Origin of the sequence: Comamonas brasiliensis, from assembly GCF_018292285.1 — a bacterium.
GTDB classification, from domain to species: Bacteria; Pseudomonadota; Gammaproteobacteria; order Burkholderiales; family Burkholderiaceae_C; genus Comamonas; species Comamonas brasiliensis.
The window spans coordinates 249,373-261,606 of the sequence record NZ_JAANES010000007.1 but is presented as its reverse complement, the minus strand read 5'-3'; the positions used below and the strand labels follow the sequence as shown (position 1 = coordinate 261,606).

Sequence of the window (12,234 nt, the reverse complement as noted above, 5' to 3'; positions counted from 1 at the left end):
AATGTTTAGCTTGTGAAGTCTAGCGGGTTGGAGGCTGGCTCTGCAGCATGGCTTTGGCAACACCGCGGAGAATATGGATTTCTTCCTGGGTCAGCTGCGCGCGGTTGAAAAGCTGGTTAAGCCGGGGCATGAGCTTCTTGGGCGCTGCCGGGTCCAGAAAACCGATATGGGCCAGGGCCTGCTCCCAATGGCCCAGCATGCCCTGCACCTGGGCCATGTCGGCGCGATGCACCTCAGGCGTGTGCTCCACCACGGGAAAGCCGCCAAGCGCCGCGCGCCAGTCATAGGCAACGACCTGAATCGCCGAGCCCAGATTGAGCGAGCCGAACTGCGGATTGGACGGAATCGACAACGCCACGTCGCAGCGGTATACATCGTCGTTGCTCATGCCAAAGCGCTCGCAGCCGAACAGAAAGGCCACGCCCTTCTGGTTGCAGACCGCAGCGGGCGTGGGCTGGTTATCGGTCAGACCGGCGTCCTCAGCAGGTACGGAGCGCGTATCCAGCTCTCCTTTCAGGAGCAACTCGAAATGCTCACGCGGCGTGCGTGTGGGCGGGCCGAAGTCACGAGGCGTCATCGCCGTGGCGCACATATGGCTGATGCCCTCCAGGGCTTCATCCAGGGTATCGACCACGCGAGCCTTGTCCAGCACGTCCAGTGCGCCGCTGGCGCGCTGGATGGTCTCTTCCTTGCGCAGCACGTTCTTATAGCGCGGGCGCACCAGCACCAGGTCGTCGAAGCCCATGGTCTTGAGCGCTCGGGCAGCCGCGCCCACATTGCCGGCATGGCTGGTTTCAATCAGTACGAATCGGGTTTTCATCAACGCAGAACAATGCAAAAGGCCCCACTTGTGGCCTTGATAAGACAGCAGCCTACGCAGCCCGTTCTCTCTCGTATCCGCAAGCGCCGCAGAGAAGACCCTCGGGTCGCCGGGACGAACAAGCAAAAAAAGCGCAGGCTGGGTAGAATTGCGCCCATTGTCGCCGCCCCGCATCGCCGGTCGCGGCTTTTACGTTCTTACCCGCGTAGTTCAGCCCAGTTTTGCTCCGGGCTGCATCGCCAACGCACTCACAATTTATGTCGAACTCCCTGCACCCCATGCTCAACGTGGCCATCAAGGCTGCTCGCGCCGCTGGCGCCCTCATCAACCGTGCCGCACTGGATGTGGAATCGGTGCGCGTTGCGCAAAAGCAGGTGAACGACTTTGTGACCGAGGTAGACCAGGCTGCCGAGCGCATCATCATTGAGACGCTGCTCAACGCCTACCCCCAGCATTCCATCCTGGCCGAAGAATCGGGCAGCGAGCACGGTGCCAAGAACTCCGACCATGTCTGGATCATCGATCCCCTGGACGGCACCACCAACTTCATCCACGGCTTCCCCGTGTACTGCGTGAGCATCGCCCTGGCCTACAAGGGCAAGATCGAGCACGCCGTGATCTATGACCCCAGCCGCAACGACCTGTTCACGGCCACCAAGGGCCGCGGTGCCTATCTGAACGAACGCCGCATCCGCGTCTCCAAGCGCACCCAGCTGCGCGACTGTCTGATCTCCACAGGCTTCCCCTTCCGCCGCGGCGACAACTTCAAGCAATACATGCTGATGCTGGGCGACGTCATGCAGCGCACCGCCGGCGTGCGTCGCCCCGGTTCGGCCGCCCTGGATCTGGCCTATGTGGCAGCCGGCTTTGCCGACGGTTTCTTTGAGTCCGGCCTGTCCATCTGGGACGTGGCTGCCGGCTCCTTGCTGGTCAGCGAGGCCGGTGGCCTGGTGGGCAACTTCACGGGCGAAGCCGACTTCCTGGAGCAACGCGAAATCCTGGCGGCCAATCCCCGCATCTACGGCTCGCTGATCCCCGTGCTCGGCAAGTACAGCAAATTCGCCAGCGCCGGCGAAAAGGCAGCCGTGCGCCAGGCCGTCAAGAGCGGTGAATTCGAAGCCCCCGCCGAAGAAGGCGCCGAGGCAGCGGCCGAAGAAGGTCAGAAGAACGCTGAATAAAAAAGGCGGTCGCCCCACGACTGCGGAAAGGGCCTGGTCCGGTGGACCAGGCCCTTTTTTTATTGCGACCGCTCCGATCCGGCCCAGCCAATGCCTCTTGACCACACGCAAGGGACAGGCGGCGGAGTCTGCGTCTCTCCACAGAATCCACAAACTCCCGGTCCAGAATCTGCCCGACGACAAATGGGCAGAACAATATGATGGATTTCTTCAGCCAGCACTGGACGCTGGCCATTGACTGGGTATCCGTGCATGCGGTGACTCCCGTGGTCAACGCACTCCATATTGCCGAGGCAGCGGGCGATCCGCGCGAGATTGCCGCCGGCATTCTGATCGCGCTGCTGCAGCTGTTTCTGATCGGCTGTGTGATGCGGCCTCTGGAGAGCCTGCTTCCCGCCGAGCGTTGGGCCGACCGCCGTCACACCACGGTGGATCGCAACTACACCCTGCTCATGCTGCTGGGCCTGTTTCCGCTGTTCAGCTTTCTGATCCTCATGCCGGTCGCCCATATGCTGGGCGGCGGACCGTCCACCTCGGAAGCCAGCGGCCTCAAGGCCTGGGTGCCCTGGTTTGAAGACCACCCCTATGTCTTGTTTGGCGTGTACTACGTGGTCTACGACCTCACGTATTACTGGATGCACCGCGCCCAGCACATCATTCCCTGGTGGTGGGCCATGCACAGCATGCACCACAGTCAGCGCCAGATGAGCTGCTGGAGCAATGATCGCAGCAACTATCTGGACGGCATGCTGCAAAGCTTTGCACTGGCCAGCGTGGGTCTGGCCATGGGCGTGGAGCCATCGGAGTTCGCCATGCTGGGCCTGCTCAGCGAGCTGGTGCAGAACTTTTCCCATGCCAATGTCGCGCTGCGTCTGGGCTGGTTGGGCAAAATGGGCGAACGCCTGCTGGTCGGCCCGCGTTTTCACCGCAACCACCACATGCTGCGCGATGCAGAGCGTCCCGAGCGCCACAACTGCAACTTCGGCCAGGTCCTTCCCTGGTGGGATCAGTTGTTCGGCACCGCTCTCTATCACGATGAAGAGCTGCGCCCCACGGGCGTAAGCGACCCGGAAGTGGATGCCGACAACGAGCGCGGCCTGATCGCCATGCAGTGGTACACCCTGAAGCGCTTCTGGGGCGCGGTGAGCTGCCGCGCCGGCTGGCGGCTGGGCGATGTGTCCTTCGGGCCGGGCTACCGCCCCATCCACGATGCCGATGACACCGTATCGGAGCAGCCTGCCAGCAGTGCCAAGCCGCAAGAAACGGCCTGAGCGCCCCAGCAGACCGTGATACTGCTTTCCCCGACTCCGCCCAGGCAGCCTTTTCCGTTGCCCCCTGGGCATGGCAGCCGTATGGCGCGCGGGAATTTCAGCGCGGCGCGAACAACCGCGTCGTCCATGTCCGACAGTTCCGATCAAGGACTGAATCAGAAAGTGTGCTTCATCCCCGCGTAGATCATGCGCGACTTGCCACCTGCGTCGGACGCTGCCAGCTGCAGGCCACCCATGCCGCCGTTCCAGAAGTTGTAGCGGCCGTTCTTCTGGTTGCGCAGCTCGATCACCGACAGGTCAAGCGCAGTGCGCTTGCTCAGCGAGTACTGGTAGCTCAGCGAGAGCATCTTCGCACCCGAGCTTGCAAGCTTGCTGCCGTTGATGTGCGTTGAAAGCGCCTGCCCCCAGGTTGCAGACAGCAGATGCGGTCCCGTGCCGTAGGTCAGCGGGATTGCATACGCCCAGCGATGCTGCGACGTCCCCGAGGCGCGGTCGGTGACCTTGTTGCGGTCGACCAGCAGACCGAACCGAACACCGCTTTGCAGATAGCTGAAAGCGAAGCGGTCGGCATCCTGGTCGAGGGAGCCCACGGTCTGACCCGGCATGCTGCCCTGGGACCTGCGCGAGAGATGGTAGTAGCCGATGCGCAACTGTCCCTTGGTATAGGTGGGGCTGATGTACCAGGTCTTGTTGCGCTTGGCCTCGGCAGATTCCGCATCGAAGGTATAGGACGCCATGCCCGAGAAGCCTCCGATGCTGGGCGCCTGGTAGCGAATGGTGTTGTTCAGGAAGCCGCCGGCAAAGTAGGCACCGTTGACGGTTCCCAGCACATTCAGCGAGTTGGCCGCATTGGGCGCGGCATCGAATGCGCCGTGGTAATCGCCCTGGAACCAGTGATGGCTGAAATACACCGATTGGCGGCCGAGCTGCAGACGCCCCAGCTGCGCGTCCCCCAGACCCACAAAGAAATTGCGACCGGCCCCGAATGTGCCGGTATCGGCGGCGAAATCCCATTCCAGCCGATAGTAGGCGCTCTTGCCGCCGCCCAGATCCTCCTTGCCATCGAGATACCAGAAGCTGGTGTTGTTGGTGAGCCGCGCGGCGCTGCGCTCTGCGCTACGGCTGTCGAGCGAGATATGGTCCATCCCCAGTTTGATCTGGCCTCCCAAGGTGACGGTGTTTTGCGCGAGAAGTGCAGGAGGTGCGACGAGCAGACCCAGGCCCAGCGCAGTTGAAAGCTTGTTCATAGTGCCTCTGTGTGATTGGAGTGTGTTTTTCATGCAGGAGTCCGCATGGCAGAACGCGTTTCGACGGGCGTACCGACGGCAGCCTTGTTCTCGCCGCCTCTGGGAAATCGTGGCTGGCAGGTTCCGGGCAAGGCCGTAGCTCCGTCGGAAAACTCGCTGTTGTGCAGGCATTGCGCAAACGCAGCCCTCTTTGCGGCCGATTGCGCCGAAAGATGCCTGGTATGGAAGACTGCGCCGGCCAGATCCGCAAGGATCAGACCCGCCGCCAATCCGAGGCGGAAGAGTCCTGCCCACTCATTTCAGCCACGCCGTCCCTGCTCGATCACAAAGCTGACCACGGTGCCGAAGGAGCCGCCGATATTGAGCGTCTGCATGCGACGCGCCTTCGGAATCTGCGTGGCACCGGCCTTGCCTGTGACCTGGCGCGCGCAATCCAGCACCATACGGACGCCGGTCGCGCCCACCGGGTGGCCGCAGCCGATCAAACCTCCACTCATGTTGACTGGGCAACGGCCATCACGGTCTATGGAGCCGTCTTCCACTGCCTGCCAGCTCTGCCCTGGCGGCGTGAGACCGAAATGATCGATCGCCACATACTCGGTGGTGGTGAAGCAGTCATGGGTCTCGATGCCGTCCAAATCTTGCGTCCCCTGTATGCCTGCGCGGCCCCATGCGTCCTCGATTGTCTGGCGCAGATGCGGAAAGACATAGGCCGACTCACGGCTCAGCTCAAACTTGTCCTTCAGGCGCAGGACGGAGTTGCGGTGTCCCCAGCCGGTGATGCGCGCGATATCCTGGAGCTGCAGGCCGTTGCGTTCTGCATAGCTACGCGCAAAGGCCTCGGATGCAAGAATCACGGCTGCCGCGCCATCGGTCACCTGACCGCAATCCTGTCTGCGGGTTCCGGGCTCCACGAGCGGATTGGCCTCTTCATCGTCGGTGAAGCTCAATTCGTTGAACTGCCAATTGCGGGTCTGGGCCAGCGGGTTGTTCCTGGCGTGGCCGTAGTTCAGTTCGGCAATACGGTTGAGGTACTTGCGATCCAGGCCGTAGCGACGCTGATACTCCTGAGCAACCGCGCCGAATGCAGCCGGCCACATGTACTGGCATTCGATGCCTTCATGTCCCTGCCAGGAGGCGGCATTCTGGTTGCGAGAGGCTTCATGTCCGGAGGTGTTCTTGAACTCCTCCACGCCAAGCACCAAAACGCAGTCGTAACGGCCCGACTCGATCTCGGCCATGGCACTGAGCACGCCCAGAGAGGACGAGGCGCAGGCCCCCTCATGGCGCATGGCGGCAACACCGTTGAGTTCGGGCACCATCTGCGCGACCATCGAACCCAGGTGCGCCTGCTGACGCTGCAGCTCGCCGAAGGCATTGCCGACATGAATGCTCTCTATCTCCGAGGCTTTCACCTGAACGGCATCGAGCACGCCGTTCACCGCCTCTGCAACCATGTCGGACAGGTCTTGCCCCTGACGCGACCATGCCCTGGCAAAGTCTGTCTGATAGCCACCCAGAATGTATGTCGCTTGTGTCATTGGTTCATCTCCTCGCTTTTTGTGGGTAGTCAGACAACCTGCTCGCCGCGCAGCTCGGACGCATCGGCCCAGCAGGCGTGCGTTCCGCTACTGATGCGATGCGGCAGGCGGATGCGCGCAACCGGTCCTCGTGCTAGGTCGCTCGCGTCGAGCACCACGCATTCCGAGCTATCGGTGTTCATGTCGGTCACGAAGCTGACCACGTAGCCGTCGTCTTCGGCGCCGGCATCGAGAGCCGGTGCCATGGGAGATTCGCTGCCGAAGCGGCCTTCGCCGAAGCGGTATTCCTGCGTCTCGCCCGTGGTGTGGTCGAAGCGCTGTATCCCGTCGAAAAGAAAGTGATCCGGGTGCGCGATCATGTTGTAGGAATAGCGATAGGGCCGGCCCCAGTGACGCGCATTGATCAGGCCGAACTCAAGATGCCTGTCAAACAGCCTCCGCTCCCCGACCTCGCCGGTGCGCAGGTTCAGACGCCATTCGTAGAGCGTCGGGCCATAGCGGTCAGGGCCCAGTGAGGCACCTGTGTTGTCATAACCCGCCCTGGGCATGGGCTGCTGCTGGTGGTATCCATGCAGCACGATCTCGTCGCCCTCTTCCCAGGCATTGAGCCAATGCAGCACATAGGTGGGACTGGCTTCGAACCATTTCACGCCAGCCTGAGGCGCATGGCGTCGCGGAACGACCGCGAAGCGGCTGGGTTTCTGATCGAAATAGCTCAGCTTGTGTTTGCCTTGCGCCAGCAGCGACTCGTCCCAATGCAATGGGAAGTCATTGAGAATCGCGAAGTTCTCGGTGAACATCATGTCGTGCGGCAGACGCGGCCCCGGCAGGGGCACCTGCACGTAATGCACCAGCTCGTCGCGTGCGTTCACCTCGCCGTAATGCATATACGGCGCCTCTTTGCTGTAGTTGAAGAACAGCAGATCGCCGCTCCTGGGGCAGACTTTGGGATGCGCCGAAATCCCGTTGTCCTCGAGCACCTGCGCTCCCCACGCGGATACGCCGAGCGGCTCCAGCGTGCGCGCATCGAAGCGGTAGGGCTCGCCGCATTGGTAGAACGTGGTCAGCGCAGAGCCCGCGTGCACGATCACATCGGTGGCCGAGGTATCCTTCAGGCCGCCGCGCGCGCCCCAGCCCGGACGCTGCGCTAGCCCCGGGTTGTCTATGAGGCCGGCGTACAGGGAACGACCCGCAGCCTGTTCCTCCTCGAAGCCCTTGGTGCGCAGAAAGCGGTTGCGATATTCCACCTGACCGTTCCTGAAACTCAGCAGATGAAGCATGCCGTCGCCATCGAAGGCATGATGCACGCCCCGGGGCTCGTGCACCGGGTTTTGCGTGTTGCGCAGGTAGACGCCGTTCAGGCGCCTGGGCACTTCACCGATCACCTCCAGCTCTGAGGCTGTGTACTCGACGAAGTTCGGCGTGAACGGGCCGCTCATGAAATTTTTGTCCCAGTTCGTGATTGTGGGTCGTATCCGCCCGACGATTTCCGTATGCATAGGAGTCCTCTTTTCAGTTTCTGGAGTGAATCGACGATGACTGCAGACTTTTGCGCGCTAACTTGAAAAGGACCTGAAGCGCGCCCGGGCTGCATCCCATTCCTGCGCCAGCTGGTCAACCACCTGCGCCACGCTCCGCACCGACTTCACGGCTCCGACACCCTGGCCTGCAGCCCATACGTCCTTCCACTTGCGTGCGCCGATGGCCCGATTGCTGTCATAAGAACGCTCGGGCACGGCGGGCATGTTGTCCGGATCGATGCCGTGGGCGCGCAGCGACGGCTTGAGCCAGCTGGCGTTGCTGCCTGTGATGCCGGCGCTCACCAGCAAGTCTTCCGAGGTGGCGGCCACGAGCATGTCCTTGTAGGCCGGCTCGGCCATGCTCTCCGTCGTGGGGATGAAGCGCGTGCCCATGTAGACGAGGTCGGCACCCGAAGCTATGGCACCCGCAACACCGAAGCCATCGCTGATGCCGCCGCCCACGATCACATGGCCGTCGAAGAACTCGCGTACCGCGCTCACGAAGGCGAATGGCGACAGATGGCCAGTGTGTCCACCCGCGCCCGCACAGATACAGGCCAGCCCGTCGGCACCTGCGGCCGCGGCCTTCTCGGCAAGACGCAGACTGATCACATCGGCAATCACGATGCCGCCGTAGCCGTGCACGGTTTCGATCACAGGCTTCGGACTGCCGAGCGCCGTGACCACCACCGGCGGCTGGTGCTTGGCAATGAGCCTCAGGTCGTCCAGCAAGCGCGTATTGGAGGAATGGGTCACCACATTGGCGCACCACGCCCCGACGGTGGAAGGGTCCTGCTCGTCGCGAGCGCGTTGCAGCTGCTGCGTGATGTTCGTCATCCAGTCGTCGAGCACCTCGATCGGGCGTGCGTTGGGCGTGGGAAACGCGCCCACGATGCCGGCCTTGCAGGCGGCCACCACAAGTTCCGGCCCGGACACCAGGAACATGGGAGCAGAGACTACGGGAATGCGCAGGTTCAGCCGGTGCGCGAGGCTGCTATTTTCGGCGGCCAGGCCGGTCCGGGCATCGGAGGGGAATGTCTGGTACATGCTGTCCCCCGTCACTCTTCGATCTTGAACCCGGAGACCTCGATCACCTTGCGCCAGCGTTGGTTCTCTTCGCGCACGAACTCGGTGAACTCCTTTGGCGACATGGGCATGGGTTCGAAGTCCATGTCGCGCCACCTGGCCCTGAGCTCCGGCGAACGCAGGATCTTGTTGATCTCGTCATTCAGACGATTCACCACCAAATCAGGTGTCGATGCCGGGGCGGCAAAGCCAGACCAGATGTAGAGATTCATCTCGGGCAACCCCTGCTCCGCAAACGTGGCCACGTTGGGTAGCAGCTCGGAGCGCCTGGGGCTGCTCACGCCAAGCACCTTGAGCCGGCCGGCATCCACCTGCTGCTTGACCGCAATCAATGGCAGGAAAGCCGTATTGACCTGTCCGCCAATCAGGTTCTGCACCGCCGAAGGCGTGCCGTTGAAAGGTACGTGGATCAGATTCAGGCCCAGCTTCTCATTGAGGATTACGCCCGCAAAATGCGATGAATTTCCGACCGTGAACGATGCATAGTTGACCGGTGTTTTCTGGCTCTTGGCCCATTGGGTGAACTCCTGAAGATTGTTCGACGGGACGGTCTTGTTGGCGGCCAGCACCAGGGTGGAGCCGACGAATCCCGTGATCTGCCGGTAGCTTTTTTCGGCGTCGTAAGGCAGCTTTTTCTTGAAGGTATAGGGATTGACGGACAACATGCTGGTATTGACCAGAAGCAGGCTGTAGCCATCGGCCGGCGCTCGCGCTGCGGCCTGCGCGGCGAGGATTCCGGCGCCGCCGGGCTTGTTGTCGATGATCATCGGCTGGCCCGTGCTCTTGCGGAATTCCTCGGCCACCTGGCGCAGCGCGTTGTCCAGCGTGTTGCCGGCGGCAAACGGCACATAGACATGCACCGGTCGGGCAGGGAACGCCTCTTCGGCAGCCATGGCCACGGGCGCAATCGCGAAGCCGGCAAACAATGCAGCGGCCAGGCTGCGCTGCATGCGATCATTTTTGAAACTGGGATACATGAGACGACTACTCCGTAAATCAGGCAATGAGACGCGCACACAGGCTTTGAACGATGAACGCCGGCTGCTCGAAGGGCAGCATGTGACCGGACTTCTCCACCCACTGCAGCTGAGCGCCGGGGATGCTTGAAGCCAGTTCCTCAGACAGGCTAGGCGGTGTGATGCGATCCTCTTTGCCACACAGCACATGCACGGGTAGGTTCAACGTCCCCAGTGCCTCGCGCAGATCGCGGCGCTGCATGATGGCGCGCGTCTGGCGGACAGCCACCTCCGCGCCGATCTTGCGCATGGCCTCGATGACCGGCTCGAGTGCATCGACCTCCTTCTCGAAAGTCCCCCAGCGCGCGGTGGCCTGTATGGCTTTCTCGAAGTCCTGTTCGAAACTGGCAATCGCTTTTTCACGCAGGGGCGCACTGGTCGGGCTTTCGGGCAGCCCCGAAGTGGAGATCAGCCATGCTTCGCGAATCGGCCGTACCGGATGGCTGAGCATTTCAAGTGCCACATAGCCTCCCATCGAGAAGCCCGCGACAAAACAAGGCGTTTGGGCCGGTATCTCGGCCAGCAACCGCCACGCGTCGCGAGCCATATCCGCTATCGAAGCCTGGGTGATCACGTCAGCCACCAGAACATGGACCTTGTCGCCCAGTTGCCGGCGCACTCCGGCGATCACGTCGTTCCAGATGCTCCTGTCATTGAGCATGCCCGGGATCAGTACCAGCGCGGCGATGCTCGCAGCACTTTGGTCATCCGGCTGCTTGGGCCTGACTGCGTTCATATCGTTTGTCTCCGTTGTCTCTATCGGTTTTCTGCTCTGCTCGTGCTCACGAACTGCTGCTGACGGATCAGGCCACCGAAGCTGTACCGACCCCGACCTGCATCTGTTCGCGCAGCACGCGCTTGAGCACCTTGCCCACCGGGTTGCGCGGCAGCTCGCCAATCACTTCCATGCGCTCGGGCAGCTTGAAGGCGGCCACCTTGCCCTCGGTCCTGAGGAACGCGACCAGCTCGGGCAGATCGGGAGGATCAGCACTGTCCTTGGGAGCTACCACGGCGCAGACCTTCTCACCCACCACATCGTCGGGCCAGCCGATCACTGCCACTTCACGCACCTTGGGGTGCGACAGCAGCAAGCTCTCGACCTCCTCGCAGGAGATGTTCATTCCGCCGCGCACGACGATGTCCTTGCAACGACCAGCAAAGCGGTAGAACTGCTGCCTGTCGCCGGCAATCTCAAACAGATCGCCGCTGCGGTAGTAGCCCAGTTCATCAAATGCACGGGCGGTAAGCTCGGGGCTGTTGAAGTAGCCCGAAAAAATCATCGGTCCCTTGAAGCGCAGCTCGCCGATCCTGCCGGGCTCACGGATTTCCTCGCCGCTGTCCACATCGACCAGGCGCGTGGCAAGCTTTTGGGAATGCACGGCATTCCAGCCAAAGCCCGGGACCCCCACGCGGGGAAAGTAGCTGGCACGCTGGTGTCGATCGGGAACGTCCTGCGGCGTAGATGACAGCGCGGCCCCTTCATTCGAGCCGAAGTAGTTGATGACCTCGATGCCATAACGCTCGGCAAACTGCTCCATGACCCAGGGCGAGAGCGGGCCGCCGCCGGAGCCTATGCGCTTGAGTCGGCTCAGGTCCAAACCTTCGAGCAGCTCAGGCGCCTTGAGCAACATGCCCAGCACCGCAGGTGCGGCCACGGTGTAGTCGGTCTGGTTGTCCTGCAGCTGCTCAATAAAGACTGTGAGATCGAATGGATGGTGATGGTGCAATCCGCCCGCCGTGAGCAGCCAGGCCATCAGACTGGTCGAAATGCCCGCCATGTTCACAAAGGGAAACGGAATCACCATCTGCACGCCTTGCGGCATCTGGCCTGCGTCGATGACACCCGCACCGACGATCAGCCATTCGTTATGGCTTCTCGGAACCCCCTTGGCGCGTGCTTCGGTGCCGGAAGTCCAGCAGACCGTGAACACGTCATCGGCGCTGAGACCGATCTGCCGCATGTGCTCGCGCATCTGCGCGTCGCCTGCCGGTGTGGTTGCGGCAAGCAATGCGTCAAGATCCGCCACGCCGCCCGGCAGCGGTTCGCCTGATCCGTCGGAGTACGACCAGATCCACTGCACTGTGGGCAGCTGCGCGCGCATCCCGACCAGCTCCTGCGCCGGCAGGTATCTGCCCAGGCGCTGAGTGGTGATGAGGCCACGCGCCGCGCTGCTCTGCACGACATACTCGATCTCATGCGCCCGATACTGCATCGGCACTGGCGAGACGACGACGCCTCCGATCGCGCAGGCCAGATAGATCGCATGCAGCTCGACACAGTTCGGCATCTGGACGACAACGACATCGTCCTTGAGCACGCCCTGGGCCTTGAGCAAGGCGCTCATGCGCCCCACTTGCTCGCGCAGCTCAGCCCAGCTCCAGCGCTGCGGCGCCTTGCCGAACAGCTTTGCACGATTGGGAGCATCGGATACGGCAAACAGTGACGGTTGGCGCGCGGCAGTGTCGAGAAAGATCTCGCCGATGGTTGATTGGCCCCACCAGCCTTTGGCGAGGTATTCATCGATGGTTGTCTGTTCTACCAAAATCATGACCGC

Annotated in this window: 10 protein-coding genes; 2 read left to right on the top strand and 8 right to left on the bottom strand. The window is 62.2% G+C overall.

Annotation, left to right across the window (positions count from 1 at the left end):
• Window positions 1–19: 19 nt before the first annotated feature.
• Complete coding sequence (locus DJFAAGMI_RS23710) at window positions 20–820, bottom strand: RNA methyltransferase (protein ID WP_211459664.1); 801 nt, start codon at window positions 818–820, stop codon at window positions 20–22.
• 257 nt (window positions 821–1,077) lie between these two features.
• Here DJFAAGMI_RS23710 and DJFAAGMI_RS23705 point away from each other — a divergent pair, with 257 nt between their 5' ends.
• Both DJFAAGMI_RS23705 and DJFAAGMI_RS23700 read left to right on the top strand, forming a co-directional pair.
• Window positions 1,078–1,998: an inositol monophosphatase family protein gene (locus tag DJFAAGMI_RS23705; RefSeq protein WP_003052937.1), complete on the top strand. Its 921-nt coding sequence runs from the start codon at window positions 1,078–1,080 to the stop codon at window positions 1,996–1,998.
• Between the two features lie 197 nt (window positions 1,999–2,195).
• Window positions 2,196–3,269, top strand: coding sequence for a sterol desaturase family protein (locus DJFAAGMI_RS23700; RefSeq protein WP_211459662.1), 1,074 nt, complete (start codon window positions 2,196–2,198; stop codon window positions 3,267–3,269).
• Between the two features lie 155 nt (window positions 3,270–3,424).
• Here DJFAAGMI_RS23700 and DJFAAGMI_RS23695 read toward each other — a convergent pair whose 3' ends face one another.
• The 7 genes from DJFAAGMI_RS23695 to DJFAAGMI_RS23665 all read right to left on the bottom strand — a co-directional run bounded on the left by DJFAAGMI_RS23695 (window position 3,425) and on the right by DJFAAGMI_RS23665 (window position 12,228).
• Entirely contained in the window at window positions 3,425–4,516 is a 1,092-nt protein-coding gene (locus tag DJFAAGMI_RS23695) for a porin (protein WP_211459660.1), read from the bottom strand.
• Between the two features lie 299 nt (window positions 4,517–4,815).
• Entirely contained in the window at window positions 4,816–6,057 is a 1,242-nt protein-coding gene (locus DJFAAGMI_RS23690; RefSeq protein WP_211459651.1) for an acetyl-CoA acetyltransferase, read from the bottom strand.
• A gap of 29 nt (window positions 6,058–6,086) precedes the next feature.
• Window positions 6,087–7,496, bottom strand: coding sequence for a carotenoid oxygenase family protein (locus DJFAAGMI_RS23685; RefSeq protein WP_249334753.1), 1,410 nt, complete (start codon window positions 7,494–7,496; stop codon window positions 6,087–6,089).
• A 117-nt stretch (window positions 7,497–7,613) separates the two neighbouring features.
• Entirely contained in the window at window positions 7,614–8,624 is a 1,011-nt protein-coding gene (locus tag DJFAAGMI_RS23680; protein WP_211459647.1) for an NAD(P)H-dependent flavin oxidoreductase, read from the bottom strand.
• 11 nt (window positions 8,625–8,635) lie between these two features.
• Window positions 8,636–9,640, bottom strand: a complete 1,005-nt coding sequence (locus DJFAAGMI_RS23675; RefSeq protein WP_211459645.1) for a Bug family tripartite tricarboxylate transporter substrate binding protein — start codon at window positions 9,638–9,640, stop codon at window positions 8,636–8,638.
• Window positions 9,641–9,659: 19 nt separating this feature from the next.
• Window positions 9,660–10,415, bottom strand: coding sequence for an alpha/beta fold hydrolase (locus DJFAAGMI_RS23670; RefSeq protein WP_211459643.1), 756 nt, complete (start codon window positions 10,413–10,415; stop codon window positions 9,660–9,662).
• Between the two features lie 67 nt (window positions 10,416–10,482).
• The gene (locus DJFAAGMI_RS23665) at window positions 10,483–12,228 is read right to left on the bottom strand and encodes a class I adenylate-forming enzyme family protein (RefSeq protein ID WP_211459641.1); all 1,746 of its coding nucleotides are present in this window, start codon (window positions 12,226–12,228) and stop codon (window positions 10,483–10,485) included.
• Between the last annotated feature and the right edge of the window lie 6 nt (window positions 12,229–12,234).